The organism is Inquilinus sp. NPDC058860, from assembly GCF_042743185.1.
Lineage (GTDB): Bacteria > Pseudomonadota > Alphaproteobacteria > DSM-16000 > Inquilinaceae > Inquilinus.
Window position 1 is genome coordinate 15634 of record NZ_JBHYMS010000055.1, and the last position, 24941, is coordinate 40574.

Genomic DNA, 24941 nt, shown 5'->3' on the forward strand with positions numbered 1-24941 from the left:
CGCGGATCGCGCAGGGTGGGTCCGCCGGAGCGAATCCACCCTGAGCCGCTACTCCTTCTTCCCCTGCCAGAAGAAGTCGTTCTCCGTCCCCGGTCCCCAGACCAAGCCTTGGACATTCTTGCGCGCGGCGACCGCCTCGACCTGCTGGAACATGAAGGCGTAGGGCCCGGTGTCGCGGATCTTGCGCTGCAGGTCCGCGTACATCGCCTGGCGCTTGGCGGTGTCGGTCTCCAGCACCGCGGCCTCGGTCTCCTTGGTCAGCTCGGGAATGTCCCAGGAGGTACGCCAGGCCGTCGTCTTCATCGGCGGGTTGTCGCCGTTGTCGACATTCATGCCGAAGTTCTGGGCGTTGGTGTGCGGGTCCTGGTAGTCCGGCCCCCAGCGGCCGATCGCGGTCTGGTACTTGCGCGACCGGACCTTGCTGGTCTGCTGCTTGTCGTCGGAGGCGATGATCTGCAGCTCCACCCCGGCCTTGGCGAAGGTCGCCTGGATCGACTGCGCCATCTCCAGATAGGGCGACCCGTTCGGCACGTCGATGCTGATCTTGAAGCCGTCCGGATAGCCGCCCTGCGCCAGCAGCTGCTTGGCCTTGTCGACGTCGAGCTTGAACGGGATGTCGTCGAGGGCGCCGAGGAACCCCTTGGGCAGGAAGTTCTCATGCGGAACCGCCAGGCCCTTCATGAAGCTGTCGGCCATGCCCTGGTAGTCGATCAGGGTTTTCAGCGCCTGCCGCACCTCGACCTTCTTCAGCGGCTCGGTCTGGGTGTTCATCGACAGGTACCAGAGGGTGCCGCGCGGCACCTCCTGCACCGTCACGTCCGGGTTCGACTTCAGCGATTCGAGCTGCTCGCCGGTCAGGCCGCGGGCGATGTCGACATCGCCCTTCTGCAGCAGCAGCAGCTGGGAGGTCGGGTCCAGCACATGGCGGAAGAAGATCCGCTTGAAGCCCGGCTTGCCCCGCCAGTAGTCGTCGAACCGGTTCATCACCAGGCTCTCATTCGGCTTCCAGCCGCCGAGCTCATAGGGGCCGGAGCCGGCGGAATGGGTGTTCAGCCACTCATGGCCGAAATCGCCGTTCTTGGCATTCGCCTCCACCACCTTGCTATCGACCACCGAGGAGACCGTGGCGCTGAGGCAGTTCAGCACGAAGCTGGGCGCGTAGGGCTTGTCGGTCTTGAACACCAGCGTCCGCGCATCCGGCGCCGTGACCATGGCGTCGACATTGTCCGCGGTCAGGCCGAACTGGCCGACGATGAAGGCCGGCGACAGGTTCAGCTTGATGGCGCGGCGGATCGAATAGGCCGCGTCCTCGGCCGTCAGCGGGTTGCCGGAGTGGAACTTGACCCCGTCCCGGATCCTGAAGGCGTAGCTCTTGCCGTCGTCGGCGACGGTCCAGCTCTCGGCGATGCCGGGCAGGAAGTTCGCCGGGTCCTGGGCGTTGTAATAGATCAGCCGGTCATAGACCTGGTTGACGTATTCGGTGGTCGAGAACTCGAACACCTCGGCCGGATCGAGCGTGATGATGTCGTCGATGCGGTAGGCCTGGACCAGCGTGTCCTTCGGCGTCTCGGCCCGGGCCGGCAGTGCCGCGCAGCCGAGCAGGATCGCGGCGACGGCGCCGCGCAGGATTGTTCTCATTGGATGCACCCCCTGTTTGACGTGCGAGGGCGATCGTAGGCCGGCCCCGTGGCGCCGACTAGGCGGATTCGCTCAGGACTTGTCGCATCCGCCTATTTGACGACCTTGCCGATCTCGACCGTCCGGGGCGGCTGGTCCGCCGCCTCGATGCGGGCCGACTGCGCCGGCAGAGTCGCCCCGCCGGGCAGCGCCCGCGGCTTCGCATCGAAGTTCACCGTCACCGTGGTGCCGTCGCCGAAGCTCGAGCGCTGCAGCAGCCGATCCGGCAACAGCACGGCGAAATCGGTCATCGGCCGGGTGAAGACCCGCTCGTGCAGCGGCCGGAACACTTGGTCATAGGCGGCGATCACGGGCAGGTCGCGGTCCAGCTCCGCCGCATTCAGGTGGTAGAGCGGCGGCACCCCGTAGAGCAGCTGCAGCAGCGCCGTGGTCTCGCGCTGGTCCGAGAACTTCAGCGAGCCGTATTCCCAGTGATGGGAGGTGACCACGCTGTCATGCCGCGCGATCTCGTACAGCGGTAAACGGAAGCGCGGATCGGCGACGAACCGCACCATCTCCGGCTTGAGCTTCACCGGGCTGAAGTAGAGCGACGGCGACTCCGGCGGCCAATAGTTGCCGCGGTAGTAGGGCGAGGCCTTGTCCTTCATCTCCGGCACCATCCAGGCGAAGGGCTGGGTGGTCATGCCATGGGCGAAGGCGATCTGCGGCGCGAACAGGGCGGAGCCCCCTTCGCTGCCGACGACCAGGCCGAGCGACGCGGCATAGACCAGGCGGCGGCGGCGCGCCTCGGCATCCTGCGCCTCGCTGGTCTCGCGGCCCGGCGCGTAGTCGTCGAACACCAGGCCGGTGGCGTCGACGTCGAGGAACAGGCTGTCGAGGCCCGCCGCCTTGGCCACGGCCGCGATCCGACGCCTCGCATAGGGCTCCGCCGCGACGGCACTGGCATAGACGCCGCGGCCGGCAAAGCCGGTGACGGTCTTGCCGTTCCTGTCGACATAGCCGGCGGCGGCGAGATCGGCGCCCATCTGCGCCGTCGGCCAGGTGTCGGGCAGGTCCGGCGGATGGGCGCTGCCATAGCTGTCATAGGCGCCGACGAGGTAGCCGGCGGCCTTGGCGGCGGCCACCGCCTCCGGATGCCACAGCGCGTCGCGCCAATCCTCGACGCCGAGCCAGGCACGGGTGAGACCGGCGTTCCGCAGCGCCGCGACGGTGTCGAGCGACAACCCGCCGCCCCAGCGCTCCGGCGGCGCCAGCAGCGGACCGAAGGCCTCGGTCAGGGCAGCCCGCAGGGGGCCGGCGGCCCAGGCGGCCTCCGCCGCCGGATCGTGCCCGCCCGGCAGCGGATCGACCGGCGCCGTCGGCACGGCCCGGCGCAGGGCGTCGTTGACCGCGCGGGTCAGCGCCGCCCGGCTGTAGGCCGAGACGAAGCCGCCGGTGCCGGCGGCCTCCTTGAACGCCTCCTCGAACGCCTGGCGGCCCTCCGCATCGAAGGCCTGCCACAGCCGGCCGGCCAGATGGCCGGGATCGTCCTTCTTCTGCTGGACCAGCCGGACGAAGGCGCGCCATTGCAGCACATCCTCCGGCTTCAGCGGCCCCTTGCCCCAGAGATAGATGTGCGGAGCGCCGCCCAACCGGGCGACATCCGGCAATGCCGCGATCTTGTCCGCCAGCGAGACGAAGCCCCCGCTCGCCTGCAGCCAGGCGCGATAGGCCTTCGCCCCCGCCAGCGGGTCGGCCGGCCCCGGCACGATGCGGACGACATAGGGTGCGCCGGGCGCCAGGCGGGTGAAGTCGTGCGCCAGCACCGGTCGCGGCCGGCCGCCTTCTTCGACGACGGCGAACCAGGTGTTGAACGGCGTCTCCACCAGCCAGGTGATCGAGACGCCGGCCCGCAGCTCGGTCCAGAACGGCATCGACAGCTGCTCGGTCAGGCCGGCGGGCTCGTAGCGCCGGGTCAGCCAGTCGAGCCAGGCGGGGTCGTCGGCCGGGATGTAGCTGCCCTCGCCGAAGGGCATCGCATAGGCGGTGATCGCCGCCGGGTCGGCTGTCTGCGGCCAGGCCAGGGTCGCCGGGCGGTCGGACCGGATCGACAGGCGCAGCGCCTCGCCCTCGACCGCCGTCTCGATCGTGAAGGCGTCGCCGCCCGCCGCGAGCCGCCAGCCCTGGCTGGTCCGGTCCGTCACCTGTCCCGGGTCCATGGCCGGCACGGCGAGCGCCGCCTCGTCCCCGCCGGCGGGCCGGAACGACACCGCCAGCGTCGCCGGGTCGATCCGGAACGTCCCCGCCGGGGCCGCGATGACGACAGCGTCGGCCGCCAGGACTGGGAGGCCCCCGCCACACAGCAGCATCGCCAGCGCGGCAAGCGCCGCCCGCGACACGATGTCGATCATCCGTCCGATCATGCTCACTCATCACTTCAAAAAGACACCATATACATTTGATATTTATATCATCTTACCTCGAAGTGCGCGATCAGAGCCGTCGTCCGCGAGTCCCGCCAAGGCGGCGGGCGTCGCGGCGGCGAAGGGGCCGGTCGAGAGGCCGGCGAAGGTCTGCATCATGCGGCGTTTGAGCCAGGGCAACCGTGCGACCGGATGGAAGGTCCGGTCGCGCAGGCCCGCGATCCAGCGGTGGTCGGATTGGAAGGCCGGGGTCAGCAGGGCGCTCATGACCTGGTAGAAGCGGACATGCCGGCGCCGCCGTGCGGCGTAGGCGGCCAGCGCCTCCGGCACCGTCCCGGCCCCGGCCAGCGCATCCGCCAGGGCCGCCCCGTCCAGCATCGCCATCGTCACTCCGGCACCGAGCTGCGGGCTGGTGGAATGGGCCGCGTCGCCGATGAAGGCGATGCGGTCGCCATAGGGACGCCGGAGGGTGGCCTGGGCATAGCGGGCGAGCGTCAGCTGGGCCGGATCGGCGATGCCGGCGATGACCGGCGCGATCTCCGGCCACAGGTCCAGCACCTGCCGCCGCCACGGCTCGATCCCGGCGGCCAGGAGCGCCGGATGGTCCGCCACCTTCAGACTCCAGAACAGGATCGCCTTCGGCGCGTCGTCGCCGGGCACGCGGCCGACCGGCAGCAGGCCGATCATCTCCCGCGCGCTGCGGAAGCGCTGCTCCAGCCGGTCCGGCCGCAGCCCGGCCGCCGGGACCGTGGCCCAGACCGCGCCATAGGCATAGGGGCGCGGCCGGACCGGGCCGCCGCCGAGCGGCCGCAGCGCCGAGCCGGCCCCGGTGGCGTCGACCACGAGGTCGGCCGCGTCGAGGCGGCGGCCGTCCCTGGTGATCGGGCACGGCCGGCCGCCGGCGCCGGCGGCAAGGGCCGCGATCTCCACACCGGTCTCGATCGGGATCCGCCGTGCGGTCACGGCCTGCCACAGTGCGTGGAAGATCGCGGCACGATGGATCGCCAGGCCGTGCAGCGCCGGGTCGACCGTGGCGTAGCTCAGGTCGAACACCACCCGGCCCGACGGCTCGGAGCGGGCATGGAGCCTGTCGATCCGCTGCCCCAGGGCCAGGGCGGCGTCGAGCGCGCCGATCCGGCCCAGCGCGGCCAGGCCGGCGGGCTGCAGCATCAGCCCGGCGCCGATCGGCCGCGGCTCCGCGAAGCGTTCGAGCAGCCGCACCCGGTGGCCGGCATCGTGCAGGAAGCAGGCGGCGGCCAGCCCGGCCGGGCCGCAGCCGCAGACGGCGATCGACAGAGAGACGTTCACGATGGGGCTATTCGTTCTCCAGCGCCGCCCGGGAGGCCTGCAGCTTGTCGGCCAGCTCCGGCTCGACCTTGGGATAGGCGAGGTCCAGCCCCTCCACCGCGTCGACGATGGCGGCGGCGACGGCCAGCCGGGTGAACCATTTGCTGTCGGCCGGCACCACGTGCCAGGGCGCGTGCGGCGTGGCGGTGGCCCGGATCATCTCCTCATAGGCCTTCATGTAGTCGGGCCACAGCTGGCGCTCCGCCACGTCCGAAGGCTGGAACTTCCAGTGCTTCTCCGGCTCGTCCAGCCGCTCCAGGAAACGCTTCTTCTGCTCCTCCTTCGAGACGTTGAGGAAGAACTTCAGCACCAGCGTGCCGTTGCGGGCCAGATAGCGCTCGAAGGCGTTGATGTCCTCGAACCGCTCCTTCCAGATCTTCTTCGTCACCAGCCTCGGCGGCAGGTGCTGGCTGCCCAGGATGTCGGGGTGCACCCGGACCACCAGCACCTCCTCGTAATAGGAGCGGTTGAAGATGCCGATCCGCCCGCGCTCCGGCAGGTGCCGGGTGGTGCGCCACATGAAGTCGTGGTCCAGCTCCTCGGTCGAGGGCTGCTTGAAGGACGTGACCTGGCAGCCCTGCGGGTTGATCCCGGACATCACGTGCTTGATGGTGCTGTCCTTGCCGGCCGCGTCCATCGCCTGGAAGATCAGCAGCACCGACCAGCGGTCCTGGGCGTAGAGCTTGTCCTGCATCTCCGCCAGCTTGGCGACGCTCTGGGCCAGAGCCTCCTGCGCCACCGCTTTGTCGTCCAGCCAGGCGGTGTCCGCCGGGTCCCAGTCCTTCAGGCGGAAGCCGTCGCCGTCCTCGATCCGGTACCGCTTCGCCAGCTTGCCCAGCTTGACCATCCGTTCCCCTCCCCGATCGATGCGCGCCGAGGCGGCGCGACGCACACGATCGAGGCAGGAATTTCGTCGGTCTGGCAAATCGGAGATGATGCCGCGCCTTCCGCAGCGGGGACCGCATGAGCCGGCACGTCCATTTCATCACCCATCCCGACGTGCTGATCGACCCGGCCGTGCCGGTGCCGGACTGGCCGCTGTCGGAGCGCGGCCGGGCCCGCATGCGGGCGGTGCTGGACCAGCGCTGGGCGCCGCGGCTGCGCAGCCTGTTCTGCAGCACCGAGCGCAAGGCCCGGGACGGTGCGGCCATCCTCGCCGAGGTCTTGGGCCTGCCGGTCATGGAGCTTCAGGATCTCGGCGAAAACGACCGATCATCAACCGGTTACCTGCCGAAGCTCGAGTTCGAGGCGATGGCCGACGCCTTCTTCGCGCGGCCGCAGGAGAGCGTGCGCGGCTGGGAACGCGCCGCCGACGCCCAGCGCCGCATCGTCGCCGCGGTCGACGAGGTCCTGCGCCGGGCACCGGCCGAAGGCGACATCGCCATCGTCTCGCATGGCGGGGTCGGGGCTTTGCTGCTGTGCCATCTGCAGGGCCGGCCGATCAGCCGCGCCGCCGACCAGCCCGCCGGCCAGGGCGGCCATTGCTACGCCTTCGCGGCGGAGGACCGGCGGCTTCTGCACGGCTGGCGGTCGATAGGCTAACATCATCTTTATCAATCTGTTACAGCATAATTTTAAAGTGATCCGAAGATACTCCAGCCCTTCCTGTCATCGCAATCACGGTGCAGAATTGTCGACAACCTCTCCTGCTCCCATTGCGCTTGCCATCTCCCGGTGCGATGACGCCGGCATGATCACCGCCCCGACCGACGCCGAGATCCTGGCCCGCCTGCTGTATCGCGACGGGCTGATGCTGATCCTCGACAAGCCGGCCGGGCTGCCGGTGCATGCCGGCCCCAAGGGCGGGCCGGTGCTGGACCATCATCTCGACGCGCTGCGCTTCGGCCTGCCGCAGCCGCCCGCCCTGGCCCACCGGCTGGACAAGGACACCAGCGGCTGCCTGGTGCTGGGCCGGCACCGCAAGGCCACTGCGACGCTCGGCGAGCTGTTCGCCTCCGGCCGGGTGGCGAAGACCTACTGGGCGGTGGTCGAGGGCAGCCCGGTCGAGGATGAAGGCCGCATCGACCTGCCGCTGGCGAAGCGGTCGGCGCAGCGCGGCTGGTGGATGAAGGTCGATCCCGCCGGCCAGCCGGCGCAGAGCGACTTCCGCGTGCTGGGCCGCGCCGGCGGCCTGGCCTGGCTGGAGCTGCGGCCGCTGACCGGGCGCACCCACCAGCTGCGGCTGCACTGCTCCGCCTCCGGCTTCCCGATCCTGGGCGACGCGATCTACGGCACCGCCGGCCGGGGCCCCGAGGCCCCGCCGCTGCACCTGCACGCCCGCGCCGTGTCGGTGCCGCTCTACCCGAAGAAGCCGCCGGTCACCGCCGAGGCGCCGCCGCCGCCCCATCTCGCCAAGACCCTGCGGCGCTTCGGTGCCGGCACGGCCGACTGAGCGACTCTCACCCCGGCGCGGTTGCGGCCGACACATCGGCTCCCGGCTCCGAGTCGCCCGGCTCTCCCGCTTGCTTGCCGTTCCCGGAGGACGCCCCTGCCAGGTCCCGGCCGGATGACCGTGCCACCGGAGCGGGCAGCGAAAGCTTCGCAAACCGGCCGCGACAGGACCGATCGGGACACAACACATGGCGCCTCAGGCCTCTGGGAACCACAACCTGTTGCATATCCGGATCGAACCGGGTTCAATGGTCCCGAACCCCCGTGTTGACGGCCGGATCGCGCCCGGCTACGCCCCTGACCGTGACAACAGCAGCCCGCACCCGCCCCGCCATCCGCTTCCGTGGTCGCTCCTTCATGGCGCTCGTCCTGGCGCCGGAACCGCCGATCACCGACTGGCTCACCGAGCTCGACGCCCAGATCCAGCGCTCGCCTGCGTTCTTCCAGGGCCGCCCCGTGGTGGTCGACCTGTCGGCCCTGCCGATGCGCAAGCAGGACCTGGCGGCGCTGATCGAGGACCTGCAGCAGCGCGATATCCGCCTGATCGGGATCGAGGGCGCCGACCCGTCCTGGCTCGGCTCCGAGGCCTGGGGCCTGCCGCCGCTGATGACCGGCAGCCGCCCCGCCGGGATGATCGAGGTGCCGGACGGCGCCACGGCCGCGACCGCACCGCCCGCCGAGGCGCGGCCCGCCGCCTCGCTGCTGCTGGACCGGCCGGTGCGCTCCGGCCAGTCGGTGATCTTCCCGGAGGGCGACGTCACGGTCGTGGGCTCGGTCGCCTCGGGCGCCGAGATCATCGCCGGCGGGTCGATCCACGTCTACGGCACGCTGCGCGGCCGGGCGATCGCGGGATCCACCGGCAACGGCAGCGCCCGCATCTTCTGCCGCAAGCTCGAGGCGGAGCTTCTGGCGATCGACGGTCTCTACAAGACCGCGGACGACATGGAGCCGAAGCTGCGCGGCAGGGCGGTGCAGGCTTGGCTCGACGGCGACGCCATGGTTCTGGCAGCCCTGGACTGAGGCATTAGAGGAGAGGAGCGAATATGGCCAAGGTCTTGGTCGTGACATCCGGAAAAGGCGGGGTCGGCAAGACGACCTCCACCGCAGCGCTGGGCGCGGCCTTGGCCCAGACCGGGCAGAACGTCGTCGTCGTCGATTTCGACGTCGGCCTGCGCAATCTCGACTTGGTGATGGGGTCGGAGCGGCGGGTCGTGTTCGACCTGATCAACGTCGTCCAGGGCGACGCCAAGCTGCCGCAGGCGCTGATCCGCGACAAGCGGATCGATACCCTGTCGCTGCTGGCCGCGTCGCAGACCCGCGACAAGGATGCCCTGACCATGGAGGGCGTGTCGCGCGTCATCGGCGAGCTGAAGGAGAAGTTCGACTGGGTGATCTGCGACAGCCCGGCCGGCATCGAGAAGGGCGCCGTGCTGGCCATGCGCCACGCCGACATGGCGGTGGTGGTGACCAACCCCGAGGTCTCCTCGGTCCGTGATTCGGACCGGATCATCGGCCTGCTCGATTCCAAGACCGAGCGCGCGGAGAAGGGCGAACGGGTCGAGAAGCACCTGCTGCTGACCCGCTATGACCCGATGCGGGCCGAGCGCGGCGAGATGCTGAAGACCGAGGACGTGCTGGAGATCCTGTCGATCCCGCTGCTCGGCATCATTCCGGAGAGCGAGGAGGTGCTGCGGGCCTCGAACATGGGCGCGCCGGTCACCCTCAACGCCCCGCTGAGCGCCCCGGCCCGGGCCTATGCCGACGCGGCGAAGCGCCTGAAGGGCGAGGTTCTGGAGATGACGGTCCCGAGCGACAAGAAGGGGATCTTCGCCAAGCTGTTCGGCCGGAGGGTCGCATGAGCCTGTTCAGCTTCTTCACCAAGCGCAACTCCGCCCCCGTGGCGCGGGAGCGGCTGCAGATCCTGCTGGCGCATGAGCGGTCGGTGATCGGCGGACGGTCCGACCTGATGGCGATCCTGCAGGAGGAGATCCTGGCGGTGATCGCCAAGCACATCGCGGTCGACCGCGAGAAGGTGCAGGTCAAGCTCGACCGCGGCGACTCGGTGTCCACGCTCGAAGTCGATATCGAGATCCCGACCCCGGAGGGCCCCGCCCGGATTGCCGCGCAGGGCTGAGCGCCGCCCGCCTCACCCAGAAGGGGCGATGCGGAAGGCCCCGGTGAGACGCCGCTCCGGTCCCGGCGCAGCCGATCCGGCCGGATTCCTCCCCAAAGCAGCCTCGACGGCGCAGCTCAGCCCTTCGCCGCCTCGATGGTCAGGCTGAGCGGCAGGCTCGGCCGGTCCGCCGGCATCCGCCACAGCCCGTCCGCCCCCTGCACCAGGCACGGCCACATCCGCCAGGCGGTGGCGTCATGCTCGTGCAGCGCCGTCAGCCGCATCCCGGCCGCCAGCAGCGCGCCGACGATCGCGCCGAGCGGATGCATCCACTCGACCGAACGGGTGTGGGTGAAGACGGCGTCGCGGTCGGCGTAGCTGCCCTGTGCGTCGGATTCGAACGGCGCGCCGCCGAAATAGGTGTAGGTCGGCACGATCGGCGCCTCCGGGCCGGCCTGGTCGAGCGGCCTCGCCGCCGGATGGTCGTCGAGGAAGTAGAGCCGGCCCCCGGGCTTCAGCAGCGCCGCCACCACCTGTGCCCAGCGGGCGATGTCGGGCAGCCAGATAATCGTGCCCCAGCTGGTGAAGACAAGGTCGTGGAGGCCCTCGCCGAGCAGGCGCGGCGCATCGTAGACGTCGCCCTCGACGAACTCGGCGCTGCTGCCGGTCTCGGCCGCGAGCGCCCGGGCCGCGGCGACGGCCTGGGTGGAGAAGTCGAGGCCGGTGACCCGGGCGCCGCGCCGGGCCAGGTACATCGTGTCCATGCCGAAATGGCACTGCAGATGGGCCACGCGCAGCCCGGCGATGTCCCCGATCTCCGCTGCCTCGATCGGCCCCAGGTCGGTCTCGCCGCGCCGGAAGCCGTCGACATTGTAGAAGGTGGAGCGGAGATGCACCGCCACCCGCTCGTCCCAGTTCGCCCGGTTGAGCGCAACGCCCTCGTGCATCGATCCCTCCCCGGCTGCATTGTCCGGGCCATGCTTCTATCACAAAGAGAGACACGACGTAGGTTGGGTTCGCGGTAAGCGAACCCAACGCAGTTCCGGGGGCCGGCCGATGTTGGGTTCGCTGCCGCGAACCCAACCTACAATGGCCGTTCGGCTGGCTAGCCCGGGGCGCGACGGGCCGGCATCGCCGACATGCCGTCGACCGCGCGAAGCATCCCGGCATAGAGCGTCCGGGTCACCCGGGCCGAAGTCAGGACCGCGTCGATCTCGGCCTGATCGTCGAGCGCCGGCAACGCCGCGGCCAGCGTCCGCACATGGCCTTCCCTGGCCTCGACGCGGCTGCGCAGGAAGCCGAGCGCCCGGCGGATGCCGGCGATCCGCGCCGTGCGCAGCAGGCCGTCCACCGCCGCCCCGGCGCAGGTGGCGGCGAGATATTCGAGCAGATAGGCGACGCCGAGGAAGCCGGCGGGATGGTCGCTGCGGCCGAGGAACCGGAACCAGGCGATCCAGGCCTGGGTCGGCGGTGCCGGCATCGAGGTGACCACATCCGCCCGGCTGAAGCCGAGCGCCTCGAGGTCGTCCAGCAGCCGGAGGTCCAGCCCCGCCACCTCCTTCGCCTTCTCCTGCAGCAGCAGGGCCAGCGGCATGTGCCGGCCGTGATCCAGCATCCGTTCCGCCGCCAGGGCCAGGGTCGGCTGCAGCGCGTGCTGGTAGTGATAGGCTTCGCGCAGGGTGTTCGCATAGGTCGCGATCCCGGCCGAACCGTCGAGCAGGCTGCGGGCGCTGCGGGTCTGCCGCACCGCGACGACCATGGCCACAGCCTCGGCATGAAGCACATCGAAGAATGTCGCGCCCATCCGGATCACCATTTATGGGATACGAACAAATCGTAAACACTATTTAATCTGCAAGGCAATACCATTTTTGGTGGTGCATCCCGCGCCCCCTGCCCGTCGCCGCTACGCTTGCCCCGCGGACCGGGCGACGATACGAATGCCGCCCATCAGCGCCTTCGGCGCTCTCGTTCTCCGGAGTTGTGTTTCATGGAGCTGCACGATCTCATCCGCAGCCTCGGGCTCGATCCCGACGCTCTGACCGGCGGCACGCTGGTCGTCCGGTCGCCGGTCGACGGCGCCGAGATCGCCCGCCTGCGCGAGCATACGGAAGCCGATGTCGACGCCGCGATCGAGCGCGCGTCCAACGCCTTCCTGAACTGGCGCACCGTGCCGGGCCCGCGCCGCGGCGAGCTGGTGCGCCTGTTCGGCGAGGAGCTGCGCGCGCACAAGGCCGAGCTGGGTCGGCTGGTCTCGATCGAGGCCGGCAAGATCCTCCAGGAAGGCCTGGGCGAAGTGCAGGAGATGATCGACATCTGCGACTTCGCCGTCGGCCTCTCCCGCCAGCTCTACGGCCTGACCATCGCGTCCGAGCGCCCCGGCCACCGCATGGCCGAGACCTGGCACCCGCTGGGGCCGGTCGGCGTCATCTCGGCCTTCAACTTCCCGGTCGCCGTCTGGTCCTGGAATGCGGCGCTGGCCTTCGTCTGCGGCGACCCGGTGATCTGGAAGCCGTCGGAGAAGACCCCGGTCACCGCGCTCGCCACCATGGCGATCTTCCGCAAGGCGGCCGAGCGCTTCGGCGGCGTGCCGGACGGCCTGGCCGAGATCCTGATCGGCGGCCGCGGCATCGGCGAAAAGCTGGTCGACAGCCCGAAGGTGCCGCTGATCTCGGCCACCGGGTCGACCCGGATGGGCCGCGAGGTCGGGCCGCGCGTCGCTCGGCGCCTCGGCCGCTCGCTGCTCGAGCTCGGCGGCAACAACGCCATGATCGTCTGCCCCTCGGCCGATCTGGACATGGCGGTCCGCGCCATCCTGTTCGGCGCCGTCGGCACCGCCGGCCAGCGCTGCACCTCGCTGCGCCGGCTGTTCGTGCATGACAGCGTCTACGACAAGCTGGTGCCGGCGCTGAAGCAGGCCTACGGCGCCGTGCGCATCGGCAGCCCGCTGGAGCAGGGCACGCTGGTCGGGCCGCTGATCGACCAGGCCGCCTTCGACGGCATGCAGAAGGCGCTGACGGCAGCCCGCGACCAGGGCGGCACCGTCACCGGCGGCGAGCAGGTCACGGCCGGCGCGCCGCAGGGTGGCTACTATGTCCGCCCGGCGATCGCCGAGATGCCGGCGCAGAGCGACATCGTCAGGCACGAGACCTTCGCGCCGATCCTCTACGTCATGAAGTACCGGGAGTTCGGCCAGGCGCTGATGCTGCACAACGACGTGCCGCAGGGCCTGTCCTCCTGCATCTTCACCACCGATGTGCGCGAGGCCGAGACCTTCCTGTCGGCTGCGGGCAGCGACTGCGGCATCGCCAACGTCAACATCGGCACCTCGGGCGCCGAGATCGGCGGCGCCTTCGGCGGCGAGAAGGAGACCGGCGGCGGGCGCGAGAGCGGCTCGGACGCCTGGAAGGCCTATATGCGCCGGCAGACCGCGACGGTGAACTACAGTCGCGAGCTGCCGCTGGCCCAGGGCATCGTCTTCGACCTGGGTTAGCGGCTCACAAATCCGACAAAACGCAGGCGGGCGGCGGTTCCTTGACGGGTCCCCGGCCGCCTGCGCTAATGCGCAACAGACGCCCGGCGACGTCAGCCGGGGAGACAAACACGGGGGGCTCCTCATGCATATCAGCCGTTTGGCATTGGCTGCGGGCGCGGCGCTGGCGCTGCTGTCCTCGGCCGCCGTCGCCGCCGACAAGGTCACGGTCGCCGTCACCGCGATCGTCGAGCACCCGGCGCTCGACGCCGCCCGCGACGGCGTGAAGAAGGCGCTGGAAGAAGCCGGCTACAAGGACGGCGACAACCTCGTCTTCCAGTATGAATCGGCCCAGGGCAACCCGGCCACCGCCGCCCAGATCGCGCAGAAATTCGTCGGCGAGAACCCGAACGTGATCGTGCCGATCGCCACCCCTTCGGCCCAGGCCGTGGTCGCGGCGACCCAGGACATCCCGGTGGTCTTCACCGCGGTCACCGATCCGGCCGGCGCCCAGCTGGTGAAGAACCTGGACAAGCCGGGCGGCAACGTCACCGGCATCTCCGACCTGTCTCCGCTGGCCGACCACTTGAACCTGATCAAGGAGATCGTGCCGAATGTGAAGACCATCGGCGTGCCCTACAATCCGGGCGAGGCGAATGCGGCGGCGCTGATCGCGGCGCTGCAGGAGATGGCGCCGGAGTGGAAGGTCGAGATCGTCACCGCTGCGGCGTCCAAATCGGCCGACGTCCAGGGCGCGGCGCAGAGCCTGGTCGGCAAGGTCGACGTGATCTACGTGCCGACCGACAACACCATCGTCTCGGCGCTCGAGGCGGTGATCGCGGTCGGCACCGAGAACAAGATCCCGGTGTTCTCCGGCGACACCGACAGTGTCTCCCGCGGCGCCATCGCCTCGGTCGGCTTCGACTATTTCGAGGTCGGCCGCCAGACCGGCGCGGTCGTGGCCCGGGTGCTGAAGGGCGAGAAGCCCGGCGACATCGCGGTCAAGAACGCCAGCGGCACCGACCTGTTCGTGAACACCAAATCGGCCGCGGCGATGGGCGTCACCGTCCCGCAGGCGGTGCTGAGCCGCGCCAAGAAGGTGATCAACTGACCTCCCGTAGGTTGGGTTCGCGGCCGCGAACCCAACATCGTCGTCATGACCGGCGAGGTGTTGGGTTCGCCAAGGCGAACCCAACCTACGCGTTCGCGCCCCGATCGGGCCGTCCGGACATGACAGATCCGGCCGGAGCCCGTATATCGGGGCCTTCTCGTGTCCGCGGCCGCCGTCGGCCGCTCCGCAGGACGTGTCGATGAGTCTGTTCGCCTTTCTCGGCGCGATCGAAATCGGGCTGATCTTTGCCTTGGTCGCGCTCGGGGTGTTCCTGTCCTTCCGGGTGCTGAACTTTCCCGATCTCACCGTCGACGGCAGCTTCCCGCTCGGCGCCGCCACAACCGCCACGCTGATCGTCGGAGGTCTCGACCCGGTGCTGGCGACGCTGGTCGGGGTGGCGGCCGGTGCCCTGGCCGGCCTGGTCACCGCCTGGCTCAACGTCCGCTTCGGCATCCTGCACCTGCTGGCCAGCATCCTGACCATGATCGCGCTGTTCTCGATCAACCTGCGGATCATGGGAAAGCCGAACGTCGCCCTGATCAACCAGGACACGGTGATCAACCTGTTCGCCTGGCTGTCGCCGGTGATCGAGGGCACCGGGCTGCCCGCACGGGCGACGCTGAAGGTCGTGGTGCTGGCGATCATCGTGCTGGTCGTCGGCCTGGCCCTCGGCCGCTTCCTGACCTCGGAATTCGGCCTGGCCATGCGCGCCACCGGCGCCAATTCGCGGATGGCGCGGGCGCAGGGCATTTCGACCACGCTGCACATCTATGTCGGCATGGCGCTGTCGAACGCGCTGGTGGCGCTGGCCGGCGCCCTGTTCGCCCAGACCGCCGGCTTCGCCGACGTCACCGTCGGCACCGGCACGATCGTCAGCGGCCTCGCCGCCGTGATCCTGGGCGAGACCATCTTCCGCACCCGCTCGATCGTGATGATGCTGCTGGCCTGCGTGATCGGCGCCGTGCTGTACCGCATCGCCATCGCGCTGGCGCTGAACACCGGCTGGCTCGGGCTGCAATCCTCGGACCTCAACCTGGTGACCGCCGTGCTGGTCGGCATCGCCCTGATGCTGCCGGGTGTCCGCAACCCGTTGAAGACCCTGTTCCGGCGGAGCGCCTGAGATGATCCGAGTCCAGGACGTCCATGTCACCTTCGGCCGCGGCACGCCGCTCGAGAACCGGGCCCTGCGCGGGCTCGACCTGACCATCCCGGCCGGCGAGTTCGTCACCGTCATCGGCTCGAACGGCGCCGGCAAGTCGACCCTCCTGAACGTGCTGAGCGGCGACGCTGTGGCGGAGCGCGGGCGGGTCGAGATCGACGGCGTCGACGTCACCCGCTGGCCGGCGCCGAAGCGGGCCGGCCTCGTCGCCCGCGTGTTCCAGGATCCGATGGCCGGCACCTGCGAGGGGCTGTCGATCGAGGAGAACATGGCCCTGGCCCATGCCCGCGGCCGGGCGCGTGGCCTCGCCGCCTCGCTCGACGGGCCACGGCGCGCGGTGTTCCGCGACAAGCTGGCGGTGCTTGGACTGGGGCTGGAGAACCGGCTGGGCGATTCCATGGGCCTGCTCTCCGGCGGCCAGCGCCAGGCGGTCAGCCTGCTGATGGCGACGCTGGCCGGGATGAAGATCCTGCTGCTGGACGAGCACACCGCGGCGCTCGACCCCCGCACCGCGGATTTCGTGCTGCGGCTGACCTGCAAGATCATCGAGGAGCAGAGGCTGACGGCGCTGATGGTCACCCATTCGATGCGCCACGCCCTCGACCACGGCAGCCGCACGGTGATGCTGCATGAGGGCCGGGTCGCCTTCGACGTCGCCAATGACGACCGCAGCGGCCTGGACGTGCCGGACCTGCTGAAGCTGTTCAGCAAGGTCCGCGGCGAGCAGCTCGACGACGACGCCCTGCTGCTGGCCTGAGATCTGCTATTTGCCGTCGGCGTCCAGCGGCCGGCCCCAGAGCAGGTGGCGGATCACCGGCAGGAGCACGGCGATGCCGAGGCCGAGCGCCGGCCACTGCACCCAGAGGTCGGTGGGGTTGGTCATCAGGTTGATGATCAGCAGAACGGTCACGACGACGAGAGCGCCGAGGAACCGGCGGCGCAGCCGGTCGAAGATCTCGCGGCCGGGCCGCGGGACCGCGGCGGGCGAAGCCGTCCGGTCCATCCGATGCGCGCCCGGCCCGATCCGCAGGGCATAGACCCGCACCGGATCGGCGATGTTCTTCATCGACCGCGGGCCGAGATCGGCGAAGCCGGTCTCGATCTTGCTGCGGACCTGCTCATAGACCGCGCCGGACAGGCAGATGCCGCCCGGCACCGCCACCTCCTGCAGCCGCGCCGCGACATTGACGCCGTCGCCCAGCAGATCGCCGCCGCTGACCACCACGTCGCCGAGATTGACGCCGATGCGCAGCCGCATGCGGTCGTCCTCAGGCTGGCCTTCGGCCCAGACACCGAGCCTGTCCTGGGCCACGATCGCGGCCTGCACCGCGGCCAACGCGCTGGGGAATTCGGCCAGAAGCCCGTCGCCTGCCAGGTTGAAGACGCGACCGCCCTGCCCTTCGATCGCCGTCCGCAGGATGCCGCGGGCTTCGTCGAGCCGGGCCAGAGTGCCGGTCTCGTCGCGCCCGACCAGCCGCGAATAGCCGACCACGTCGGCGCAGAGGATGGCGGTCAGGCGGCGTTCCGGCTGGGGCATGAATCGGTCTCGCAACGCGTTGGGACCGGATCATACCGCAGCCGCGGCGTGACCGCGAGCCCATTGGGAACAAAATGCGAACGAACGGACAAAATCCCAACCGCCGGATACGGAGATCAGCCGGTCTCGCCCTGCCGCCACAGCCACGCGGCGCCACGGACGCCGCTGCTGTCGCCGTGCCTGGCCTTCAGGATCGGCGTGGCGCATTCCCGGCCGAACACGATCGGCGGCAGGCGCTTCGGCACCTCGTCATAGAGGCGGGCGACATTCGACATGCCGCCGCCGAGCACGATGGCGTCGGGGTCCAGCAGGTTGACGACATGGGCCAGGCCGCGGGTCAGCCGGCCGATGTAGCGCTCCAGCGTGGCCGAGGCGTCCGGATCGCCGGCTTCGGCCCGCGCCACCACCTCGTGCGTCGAGATCTCCTGCCCGGTGACGCGGACATGGTCCTTGCCGAAGCCGGTGCCGGAGATCCAGGTCTCGAGGCAGCCCTGCTTGCCGCAGTAGCAGTCCGGGCCCGGCAACTCCTCGGGCGTCGCCCAGGGCAGCTGGTTGTGGCCCCACTCGCCGCCCACGCCGTTGCCGCCGCGATGGGCGCGGCCGCCGACGGCGATGCCGGCGCCGGTGCCGGTGCCGATGATGACGGCGAAGACCAGCCCCAGCCCCGCCGCGGCGCCGTCGGTCGCCTCCGACACCGCCAGGCAGTTGGCATCGTTCTCGCAGCGCACCTCGCGGCCGAGCGCGGCGCTGAGGTCCTTGTCGAAGGGCTTGCCGATCAGCCAGGTGGAGTTGGCGTTCTTGACCAGGCCGGTCTGCGGCGACAGCACGCCCGGCATGCCGACGCCGACGGTGCCGCGCTGGCCGACCGCGGCTTCGACCGCGCCGACGAGGTCGCGGATCGCCTGGACCGTGCCCTCATAGTGGCGCGGCGTCGGGATGCGCTGGCGGTGCAGCTCCGTCCCGGCATCGTCCAAGGCGATCGCCTCGATCTTCGTGCCTCCGAGATCGACGCCGATCCGCATACCCGCCTCCGCCCGTCTTCAAGCCAGAAAAAGGGCCCCACACCAAGCTGCGGGACCGCACCGTCCGCATGCGCGCCCGCGGCTATTTCGCCGCGAGCACCATGATCATCTGCCGGCCTTCCATCTTCGGCATCTGCTCGACCTTCGACAGGTCCTGCAGCTCGTCGCGCACCTTGACCAGCACGTTCATGCCGATCTCCTGGTGCGCCAGCTCACGCCCGCGGAAGCGCATGGTCACCTTGACCTTGTCGCCCTCCTCGAGGAAGCGCCGCGCGCTGCGCATCTTCACGTTATAGTCATTGTCGTCGATGTTCGGGCGGAGTTTGATCTCCTTGACATCGATGACCTTTTGCCGCTTTCGCGCCTCGTTCTTCTTCTTCTGCGCTTCGAATTTGAATTTGCCGTAATCGAGAATCTTGCAGACCGGCGGCTCGGCATTCGGCGAGATCTCGACAAGGTCCAGCCCGGCCTGCTCGGCGGCCCAGAGAGCCTCGCGCAGGGGCACGACCCCGATCATCTCGCCATCCGCACCGACCAGCCGCACCTGCGCCGAGTCGATCTCGCGGTTCACCCTCGGCCCTTCGCGGGTCGGCAGGGCATTCGTCGGTAGTCTAGCTATGGATAGCCTCCGTCAATTGCTGCGACCCCGTCTGCACCTCCCCCCTCGTGGATGTCAACGGTGATCGCGCCTCTTCCCCAAGTTTATGAAGCGCCTCGCCCAGGGCAAGGACTTCCTGCGCCTCGCCGCCCAGGCGACGCAGCGCCACATTCCGGTTCTCCGCCTCGCGTTTTCCGACCACCAGCATCAACGGCACCTTCTTCAGGCTGTGCTCGCGGACCTTGTAGTTGATCTTCTCGTTGCGCAGGTCGATCTCGGCCCGGATGCCGGCGGCGAGCAGCGCCGCATGCACCTCCTGCGCATAGCCGTCGGCTTCGCTGGTGATGGTCGTGACCACCGCCTGCACCGGCGCCAGCCACAGCGGCAGCTTGCCGGCATAGTTCTCGATCAGGATGGCGATGAAACGCTCCAGCGAGCCCAGGATCGCCCGGTGCAGCATCACCGGCCGGTGCTTGGCCCCGTCCTCGCCGACATAGGTGGCGTCGAGCCGCTCCGGCAGCACGAAGTCGAGCTGCAGCGTGCCGCATTGCCAGGACCGGCCGATCGCGTCCTTCAGGTGGAACTCCAGCTTCGGGCCGTAGAAGGCGCCCTCGCCCGGCGCGTATTCGAACTCCCAGCCGGCGGCGGTCACCGCGTCGGCCAGGCCCTTCTCGGCCTTGTCCCAGATCGCGTCGGTGCCGGCGCGAACCTCCGGCCGGGTCGCCAGCTTGACCGAGACGTTGTCGAAACCGAGGTCGTCATAGACCTCTTCCAGCAGCTCGCAGAAGCGCCTCGCCTCCTCCGTCACCTGGTCCTCGGTGCAGAAGATGTGGGCGTCGTCCTGGGTCATCTGGCGCACGCGCATCAGCCCGTGCAGCGCGCCCGAGGCCTCGTTGCGGTGGCAGCAGCCGAACTCCGCCATCCGGATCGGCAGGTCGCGATAGCTGACGATGCCCTGCTTGTAGATCTGCACATGGCAGGGGCAGTTCATCGGCTTGATGCCGTACATCCGCTCCGGCGAACCGTCCTCCTTCTGGCCGATCGCCACCTTGAACATGTTGTCGCCATACATGTCCCAGTGGCCGGACGCCTTGAACAGGCTGGAATCGACCAGCTGCGGCGTGCGCACCTCCTGGTAGTCGGCGGCATCCAACTTCGCCCGGATGTAAGATTCGAGTGTGCGGAACAGGGTCCAGCCCTTCGGATGCCAGAACACGCTGCCGGCCGCCTCCTCCTGCAGATGGAACAGGTCCATCTCGCGGCCCAGCTTGCGGTGGTCGCGGCGCTCCGCCTCCTCCAGCTGGTGCAGATGGGCGTCGAGCTCCTTCTGGTCGCGCCAGGCCGTGCCGTAGATCCGCTGCAGCATGGCGTTGCGGTGGTCGCCGCGCCAATAGGCGCCGGCCACCTTCATCAGCTTGAAGCCCTGCCCCACCCCGCCGGTCGCCGGCATATGCGGGCCGCGACACAGGTCCAGCCAGTCGCCCTGGCGGTAGATCGAGATCGGCTCGCTCTCCGGCAGGTCCTGGATGATCTCGGCCTTGTACTTCTCGCCCTTGTCCTTGAAGAACTCGATCGCCTCGGTCCGGTCCCAGACCTCGCGGGCGAAGGGCGCGTTGCGGCCGATGATCTGCCGCATCTTCGCCTCGATCTTCTCCAGATCGTCGGGCGTGAACGGCTCGTCGCGGGCGAAGTCGTAGTAGAAGCCGTTCTCGATCGCCGGTCCGATGGTCACCTGGGTGCCGGGATACAGCTCCTGCACCGCCTCGGCCATGACATGCGCGGCGTCGTGCCGGATCAGCTCCAGCGCCTCGGGCGAGCTGCGGGTGACGATGCCGATCCTGGCGTCGCGGTCCACCACGGTCGCCAGGTCCATGAGCTTGCCATCGATGGTCACGGCGATCGCCGCCTTGGCGAGGCTCCTGGAGATGTCGGCGGCGATGTCGGCGCCCGACATCGGGCGGTCGAAGCGGCGGACCGCGCCGTCGGGCAGGGTAATGGCGATGCCGCCAGGGCTCGACACCTCGGCCATGAGTCTATCCACGTTCTGTCGTCCGGAGAGGGCGAGGCACTGTAGGGGGCAGGCGGGGCCTGTCAAGCGGTCCGGGCCGCCGCACGCTCATGTCGCCTGCGACGGCGAGGATTGGCGCATCACCCGCGGCGGCTTGATCGGCCGCTTCGGGGTCAGGCGCCAGCGCTTGTGCAGCCACAGCCACTGTTCGGGCCGGGTGCGGATCCAGCCTTCGACCACCCGGTTCAGCCGGACGACGCCCTCCTCGACATCGGCCTTGCGGTCGCCGGTGCGGGGGATGTCGAGCGGCGGGTCGATCACCGCGCGGTAGCGGGCGCCCTTCGTGCGCTCCACCCGCATCGGCAGCAGCGCGCAGTTGAAGTGGTAGGCCATCTCGACCGCGGCCGGCGAGGTCAGCGCATCCTGGCCGATGAACGGCACCTTCAGCCCGCCGGTGTAGCGCTGGTCGACCATGACGCCGAGCACCCCGCCGTTGCGCAGGATGCCGAGCGCCCGGCGGGCGTCGTTGCCGGCCATGCGCTTTTCCAGGAGCCCGGTGCCGAGCGAACTGCGGACGCCGCGGACCAAGCGGTCGACCAGCCGGTTGTTCAGCGGCCGCACGAAGATGGTCAGGGGGGCGCCGTGACGGTTGGCGACGATCGGCCCGGCCTCCCAGTTGCCGAAATGAGCCAGCGCCATGATCACCGGCCGGCCGCCGACCCGTGCGGCCTCGTAATTCTCGAACCCGTCGACGGTGATCCGGTCGGCCCGGCGCGTCTCGGTCCGCGCCAAAGTCCGCAGATGCGGGTATTCGCCGATCACCCGGCCGAGATTGTCCCACATCCCCGCCAGGATCCGGCGCCGCTGTGCCGCCGTCAGCTCCGGCATCACCAGCTGCAGGTTGCGGTCGCCGTGCCGTGTGGCGCCGATGCGCATGCCGATGGTTCGCGCCAGCCAGGAGCCAACGTTCGAGGCCACGTCGATCGGCACGCAGCGCAGCAGCCCATAGGCGCTGTAGGCCACGACCGCCTGCAGCGGATGCACCACATGGCTTCGCACCAGGCGCGGCCACGCCTTCCGCAATGATTTCAGTCTCTCGCGCAATCCGGTCATCGAAGGACGTCGGGGAATCGAGGTTCGCTCAACGCCGAAATTGGGAATGTTGCCGGACAAAGGCAAGTTCGAGACGGCTGGAGGGAGCCATGCAGAGATGGCCGACCCGCCGGGCGCGGCGGCACGTCGCTTGAGCCGGACCGGACCCGCATGCTAACTCGGCGGTCAGGCGAACGGAAAAGTCCTAATGGTCAACGTCATCTGCGCGAAATGGGGCCCGAAATACGGGCCGGAATACGTCAATCGGCTGAAGTCGATGGTCAGCCGTAACTTGGCGCGGCCGCACCGTTTCGTCTGCTTCACCGACGACCCGACCGGGCTCGCGCCCGATGTCGAGCATTTCCCGATGCCGGTTCTGCAGGTGCCGGAGCCGCACCGCAACCTGCCCTGGCGCAAGGTGACGCTGTTCGGCCAGCCGCTCGGCGACCTGGAAGGGCCGACGCTGTTCCTGGACCTCGACATCGTCATCGTCGACAGCCTGGATCCGTTCTTCGACCATCCGGGCCGGTTCTGCGTGATCCACAACTGGACCCATCCGGACCGCCGCGTCGGCAACACCTCGGTCTACCGGTTCGAGATCGGGGCGCACCAGGACGTGCTGGACAACCTGGTCGCCAACCACCGCCAGATCTTCGCCCGCTACCGCAACTCGCAGACCTATGTCTCCGACCATATCGGCGACATCACCTGGTGGCCCGACGCCTGGTGCGTGAGCTTCAAGAAGCACTGCATGCCCGGCGGCCCGTTCGGCCTGTTCAACTGGTTCATGACCCCGCGCCGCCCGGACGGGGCCCGGATCGTGGTGTTCCACGGCGACCCGAAGCCGGAATACGCAATCAGCGGGCATTGGCCGGGGCGCTGGTCGAAGCATGTGCGCCCCACCCCCTGGGTGGCCGAGCATTGGGGCTGAGCTCCTCCGCGATCCGCTGCTGGATCGTCAGCGAAAGCAAGGCCGGCACCATCGCCCAGTGCCGCGGCGTGGCCGAGAAGCTGGGCGCCGCGACCGAGACGCGGCTGGTGCGGCGTCCCGATCCGGCCAAGACCGGGCTGGCCCGACGCCTGGACCGCCGCTGGACCCATGTCCACAACGTCCATCTGAACCGGATACGGCCGCCCTGGCCGGACCTCGCGATCTCCTGCGGCCGTCAGGCGGAGCCCGCGGTGATGGCGGCGACGCGCCGGTCCCGCGGCTCGATCTTCACCGTGCATCTGCAGATCCCGACCGTCGGCTTCGACCGGTTCGACCTGTGCTTCGTCGGCCGGCACGACTGGCGGCCGGAGTTCGACGGCCGCGACGACGTGCTGCCGATGGTGGGCGCGCCGCACCGCGTCGACGCGGCGCTGGTCGCCGGCCATCGCGCGGCGGCGGAGCAGCGCTTCGGCGCCCTGCCCGGCCGCCGGGCGGCGGTGATGATCGGCGGCCCCAACCCCGGCTACGCCTTCTCCCCCGACCGCATCGACGCCCTGGTCGCCCAGCTTCGCGGGCTGCAGGCGGAGGGATGGAGCCTGCTGGTCACGACCTCGCGCCGCTCCGATCCCAGCGTGCTGCCGCGGCTGCAGCAGGCGCTGGCCGGCGACCGCGGCTTCGTCTGGGACCGCACCGGCGAGAACCCCTATTTCCAGTACCTGGCGATCGCGGACGCGGTGCTGGTGACAGTGGATTCGATCACCATGACCTGCGAGGCGGCGTCGACCGGGACGCCGGTGTTCTCGATCCCGCTGGACGAGAAGCCCGGTCCCTATCTCGAGAAGTTCCACCGCTTCCATCAGGACATGCAGGAGACGCTGGGCGTCACCCGGCCCTTCGCCGGCGCGATCGAGCCCTACGCCTATGCGCCGCTGGACGAGGCCGGCCGCATCGCCGGCGTCATCCGCGACCGGCTCGCCGCCGATCGGCGGAGCCGCGGATCGTAGTCAGCCCTTCCAGCGTGCCAGGCGGCGGCGCCAGCGCCGACGTGCATGGTCCAGCTGCTCGCGCAGCGCCCCGCGCGGCGTCACCGCGGCGGGCAGCGTGAAGGGCTCGGCGATGGCCTGCGGCACCCGGTCGTGCGGTAGCTCCAGCAGCCGGGCGAAGGGCTCGCCGGTCGCGATCTCCTCCGGCATCCACTGGCACCAGGCCAGGCGTTCGAAAACCGGCTCGCGCTCCGGATAGGCCGGGTGGTCGACATCGGTGCCGCGCCGGCACAGCTCGTGGCAGATCAGGGTCGGCCCGCAATAGAAGGCCGGCACGCCGGCGATCAGGCCCTTGATCGCGGCCGTGCTGGTCCAGGTCACCGTGCACCAGGCGCCGCGCAGCTGCTCCTCCAGCGGCACCGCCGTCTTGCGCGTCCGGCGCACCACCGGGCGCCGGGTCGGCAGGGTCAGGCTGTAGTCCCAGCCTTCGGGCATGCGCCGGAAATCCTGGTCGGCCCCCTTCAGCTTCTGGCCGATGACCAGGACATGCTCGCCGCCGCGGCTCCAGTCCTGCATCGGCACGCCCCAGCCGCGCCACCGCTCCGGCCCGCCCGGCTGGAACCGCCCCTCCCCGTTCCAGCCGTCCAGCGCCACCTGGAAGAAGCGCCGCGAGCCGATCGGCGACAGCCAGCCATTCTCCATCACGATCGCCCGGCCGCCGACCGCCTTGATGGCGCGCAGCGCCGCCAGCCGGTCGGTGCCGAGGAAGGGCGACCAGCAGATCAGGACGTCGTCCGGGCCGGCGTCGCGGTCGGGCATGCCGATCGTGACCGGGCCGAGCCGGCGCGCCCCGGCCGCCACCTCGTCATAGGGCTTGACGTTGGTCTGCCCGGGAGACGGCGGGTCGCCGAGGACGATGAAGATGCGCATGCGTCGAGACCCCGGCGTCAGGACATGCCGAGCCGGCGGCGGACCGGATGGTCGCCGGGCAAGCACAGGGCCAGGTCGCAGGGCAGATAGACGAAGAAGCGGAGCGCTGCTGTCATATTATAGATCGGTATCCGACAACTCGCCGGTTGGACAAGCCTGGCACTCGGGGCCGGAGACGCGACGGCGCCGGATTCCGACATCGATCCG

At 69.8% G+C, this 24941-nt stretch carries 23 protein-coding genes; 11 read left to right on the top strand and 12 right to left on the bottom strand.

Annotated elements, in window-relative coordinates; all coding sequences use genetic code 11:
- Positions 1-48: 48 nt before the first annotated feature.
- The 4 genes from ACFW16_RS28545 to ACFW16_RS28560 all read right to left on the bottom strand — a co-directional run bounded on the left by ACFW16_RS28545 (position 49) and on the right by ACFW16_RS28560 (position 6234).
- Positions 49-1638: an ABC transporter substrate-binding protein gene (locus tag ACFW16_RS28545; RefSeq protein WP_380311539.1), complete on the bottom strand. Its 1590-nt coding sequence runs from the start codon at positions 1636-1638 to the stop codon at positions 49-51.
- Between the two features lie 92 nt (positions 1639-1730).
- Positions 1731-4040 (bottom strand): glycoside hydrolase, encoded by a 2310-nt coding sequence (locus ACFW16_RS28550; RefSeq protein ID WP_380311596.1) that lies wholly within the window; start codon positions 4038-4040, stop codon positions 1731-1733.
- A gap of 42 nt (positions 4041-4082) precedes the next feature.
- Positions 4083-5348 carry an FAD-dependent oxidoreductase gene (locus tag ACFW16_RS28555; protein ID WP_380311541.1) on the bottom strand — a complete coding sequence of 422 codons (1266 nt, stop codon included), beginning with the start codon at positions 5346-5348 and terminating at the stop codon, positions 4083-4085.
- Positions 5349-5355: 7 nt separating this feature from the next.
- A complete protein-coding gene (locus ACFW16_RS28560) occupies positions 5356-6234 on the bottom strand; it encodes a polyphosphate kinase 2 family protein (protein ID WP_380311543.1) in 879 nt (292 codons plus the stop codon).
- 116 nt (positions 6235-6350) lie between these two features.
- On the opposite strand from ACFW16_RS28560, the gene ACFW16_RS28565 reads away from it, so the two are divergent.
- The 5 genes from ACFW16_RS28565 to minE all read left to right on the top strand — a co-directional run bounded on the left by ACFW16_RS28565 (position 6351) and on the right by minE (position 9912).
- Positions 6351-6929, top strand: coding sequence for a histidine phosphatase family protein (locus ACFW16_RS28565; protein ID WP_380311544.1), 579 nt, complete (start codon positions 6351-6353; stop codon positions 6927-6929).
- Between the two features lie 148 nt (positions 6930-7077).
- Positions 7078-7779 carry an RluA family pseudouridine synthase gene (locus ACFW16_RS28570; protein ID WP_380311546.1) on the top strand — a complete coding sequence of 234 codons (702 nt, stop codon included), beginning with the start codon at positions 7078-7080 and terminating at the stop codon, positions 7777-7779.
- Positions 7780-8081: 302 nt separating this feature from the next.
- On the top strand, positions 8082-8798 hold the full coding sequence (minC, locus tag ACFW16_RS28575; RefSeq protein WP_380311548.1) for a septum site-determining protein MinC: 717 nt from the start codon (positions 8082-8084) through the stop codon (positions 8796-8798).
- A gap of 23 nt (positions 8799-8821) precedes the next feature.
- Positions 8822-9637: a septum site-determining protein MinD gene (gene minD / locus ACFW16_RS28580; protein WP_380311550.1), complete on the top strand. Its 816-nt coding sequence runs from the start codon at positions 8822-8824 to the stop codon at positions 9635-9637.
- Positions 9634-9912, top strand: a complete 279-nt coding sequence (gene minE, locus ACFW16_RS28585; RefSeq protein WP_380311552.1) for a cell division topological specificity factor MinE — start codon at positions 9634-9636, stop codon at positions 9910-9912. The genes minD and minE overlap by 4 nt, the downstream gene beginning before the upstream one ends.
- Before the next feature lie 116 nt (positions 9913-10028).
- On the opposite strand, the gene ACFW16_RS28590 is transcribed toward minE, so the two are convergent.
- On the bottom strand, positions 10029-10838 hold the full coding sequence (locus tag ACFW16_RS28590; protein WP_380311554.1) for a class I SAM-dependent methyltransferase: 810 nt from the start codon (positions 10836-10838) through the stop codon (positions 10029-10031).
- Positions 10839-10996: 158 nt separating this feature from the next.
- Positions 10997-11695 carry an iron-containing redox enzyme family protein gene (locus tag ACFW16_RS28595; RefSeq protein WP_380311556.1) on the bottom strand — a complete coding sequence of 233 codons (699 nt, stop codon included), beginning with the start codon at positions 11693-11695 and terminating at the stop codon, positions 10997-10999.
- Positions 11696-11881: 186 nt separating this feature from the next.
- On the opposite strand from ACFW16_RS28595, the gene ACFW16_RS28600 reads away from it, so the two are divergent.
- The 4 genes from ACFW16_RS28600 to ACFW16_RS28615 all read left to right on the top strand — a co-directional run bounded on the left by ACFW16_RS28600 (position 11882) and on the right by ACFW16_RS28615 (position 16390).
- Positions 11882-13384, top strand: a complete 1503-nt coding sequence (locus ACFW16_RS28600; protein ID WP_380311558.1) for an aldehyde dehydrogenase family protein — start codon at positions 11882-11884, stop codon at positions 13382-13384.
- 124 nt (positions 13385-13508) lie between these two features.
- A complete protein-coding gene (locus ACFW16_RS28605) occupies positions 13509-14474 on the top strand; it encodes an ABC transporter substrate-binding protein (protein WP_380311560.1) in 966 nt (321 codons plus the stop codon).
- Positions 14475-14673: 199 nt separating this feature from the next.
- Positions 14674-15594: an ABC transporter permease gene (locus tag ACFW16_RS28610; protein WP_380311562.1), complete on the top strand. Its 921-nt coding sequence runs from the start codon at positions 14674-14676 to the stop codon at positions 15592-15594.
- 1 nt (position 15595) lies between these two features.
- Positions 15596-16390 (top strand): ABC transporter ATP-binding protein, encoded by a 795-nt coding sequence (locus ACFW16_RS28615; protein WP_380311564.1) that lies wholly within the window; start codon positions 15596-15598, stop codon positions 16388-16390.
- A gap of 6 nt (positions 16391-16396) precedes the next feature.
- On the opposite strand, the gene ACFW16_RS28620 is transcribed toward ACFW16_RS28615, so the two are convergent.
- From ACFW16_RS28620 to ACFW16_RS28640, 5 genes are all read right to left on the bottom strand, one after another.
- Positions 16397-17170, bottom strand: coding sequence for an adenylate/guanylate cyclase domain-containing protein (locus ACFW16_RS28620; protein WP_380311566.1), 774 nt, complete (start codon positions 17168-17170; stop codon positions 16397-16399).
- Positions 17171-17286: 116 nt separating this feature from the next.
- Positions 17287-18192, bottom strand: coding sequence for a fructokinase (mak, locus tag ACFW16_RS28625; protein ID WP_380311568.1), 906 nt, complete (start codon positions 18190-18192; stop codon positions 17287-17289).
- Positions 18193-18274: 82 nt separating this feature from the next.
- Positions 18275-18763: a translation initiation factor IF-3 gene (infC, locus tag ACFW16_RS28630; protein ID WP_342234985.1), complete on the bottom strand. Its 489-nt coding sequence runs from the start codon at positions 18761-18763 to the stop codon at positions 18275-18277.
- 40 nt (positions 18764-18803) lie between these two features.
- Positions 18804-20819 (bottom strand): threonine--tRNA ligase, encoded by a 2016-nt coding sequence (thrS, locus tag ACFW16_RS28635; RefSeq protein WP_380311570.1) that lies wholly within the window; start codon positions 20817-20819, stop codon positions 18804-18806.
- An 87-nt stretch (positions 20820-20906) separates the two neighbouring features.
- Complete coding sequence (locus tag ACFW16_RS28640; protein WP_380311572.1) at positions 20907-21881, bottom strand: lysophospholipid acyltransferase family protein; 975 nt, start codon at positions 21879-21881, stop codon at positions 20907-20909.
- A gap of 217 nt (positions 21882-22098) precedes the next feature.
- Here ACFW16_RS28640 and ACFW16_RS28645 point away from each other — a divergent pair, with 217 nt between their 5' ends.
- Together ACFW16_RS28645 and ACFW16_RS28650 are read left to right on the top strand one after the other, a co-directional pair.
- Entirely contained in the window at positions 22099-22821 is a 723-nt protein-coding gene (locus ACFW16_RS28645) for a glycosyltransferase (RefSeq protein ID WP_380311574.1), read from the top strand.
- A complete protein-coding gene (locus ACFW16_RS28650; protein WP_380311576.1) occupies positions 22812-23825 on the top strand; it encodes a mitochondrial fission ELM1 family protein in 1014 nt (337 codons plus the stop codon). Before ACFW16_RS28645 ends, ACFW16_RS28650 begins: the two co-directional genes overlap by 10 nt.
- On the opposite strand, the gene ACFW16_RS28655 is transcribed toward ACFW16_RS28650, so the two are convergent.
- The gene (locus tag ACFW16_RS28655) at positions 23826-24734 is read right to left on the bottom strand and encodes a hypothetical protein (RefSeq protein ID WP_380311578.1); all 909 of its coding nucleotides are present in this window, start codon (positions 24732-24734) and stop codon (positions 23826-23828) included.
- Positions 24735-24941 lie beyond the last annotated feature (207 nt).

Bases quoted from the DNA above. Each gene is read 5' to 3' on its own strand.
- ACFW16_RS28545 (WP_380311539.1), bottom strand. From the start codon at position 1,638: ATGAGAACAATCCTGCGCGGCGCCGTCGCCGCGATCCTGCTCGGCTGC.
- ACFW16_RS28550 (WP_380311596.1), bottom strand. From the start codon at position 4,040: ATGATCGGACGGATGATCGACATCGTGTCGCGGGCGGCGCTTGCCGCG.
- ACFW16_RS28560 (WP_380311543.1), bottom strand. From the start codon at position 6,234: ATGGTCAAGCTGGGCAAGCTGGCGAAGCGGTACCGGATCGAGGACGGC.
- ACFW16_RS28565 (WP_380311544.1), top strand. From the start codon at position 6,351: ATGAGCCGGCACGTCCATTTCATCACCCATCCCGACGTGCTGATCGAC.
- ACFW16_RS28570 (WP_380311546.1), top strand. From the start codon at position 7,078: ATGATCACCGCCCCGACCGACGCCGAGATCCTGGCCCGCCTGCTGTAT.
- minD (WP_380311550.1), top strand. From the start codon at position 8,822: ATGGCCAAGGTCTTGGTCGTGACATCCGGAAAAGGCGGGGTCGGCAAG.
- minE (WP_380311552.1), top strand. From the start codon at position 9,634: ATGAGCCTGTTCAGCTTCTTCACCAAGCGCAACTCCGCCCCCGTGGCG.
- ACFW16_RS28590 (WP_380311554.1), bottom strand. From the start codon at position 10,838: ATGCACGAGGGCGTTGCGCTCAACCGGGCGAACTGGGACGAGCGGGTG.
- ACFW16_RS28595 (WP_380311556.1), bottom strand. From the start codon at position 11,695: ATGGGCGCGACATTCTTCGATGTGCTTCATGCCGAGGCTGTGGCCATG.
- ACFW16_RS28600 (WP_380311558.1), top strand. From the start codon at position 11,882: ATGGAGCTGCACGATCTCATCCGCAGCCTCGGGCTCGATCCCGACGCT.
- ACFW16_RS28605 (WP_380311560.1), top strand. From the start codon at position 13,509: ATGCATATCAGCCGTTTGGCATTGGCTGCGGGCGCGGCGCTGGCGCTG.
- ACFW16_RS28610 (WP_380311562.1), top strand. From the start codon at position 14,674: ATGAGTCTGTTCGCCTTTCTCGGCGCGATCGAAATCGGGCTGATCTTT.
- ACFW16_RS28615 (WP_380311564.1), top strand. From the start codon at position 15,596: ATGATCCGAGTCCAGGACGTCCATGTCACCTTCGGCCGCGGCACGCCG.
- ACFW16_RS28620 (WP_380311566.1), bottom strand. From the start codon at position 17,170: ATGCCCCAGCCGGAACGCCGCCTGACCGCCATCCTCTGCGCCGACGTG.
- mak (WP_380311568.1), bottom strand. From the start codon at position 18,192: ATGCGGATCGGCGTCGATCTCGGAGGCACGAAGATCGAGGCGATCGCC.
- thrS (WP_380311570.1), bottom strand. From the start codon at position 20,819: ATGGCCGAGGTGTCGAGCCCTGGCGGCATCGCCATTACCCTGCCCGAC.
- ACFW16_RS28645 (WP_380311574.1), top strand. From the start codon at position 22,099: ATGGTCAACGTCATCTGCGCGAAATGGGGCCCGAAATACGGGCCGGAA.
- ACFW16_RS28655 (WP_380311578.1), bottom strand. From the start codon at position 24,734: ATGCGCATCTTCATCGTCCTCGGCGACCCGCCGTCTCCCGGGCAGACC.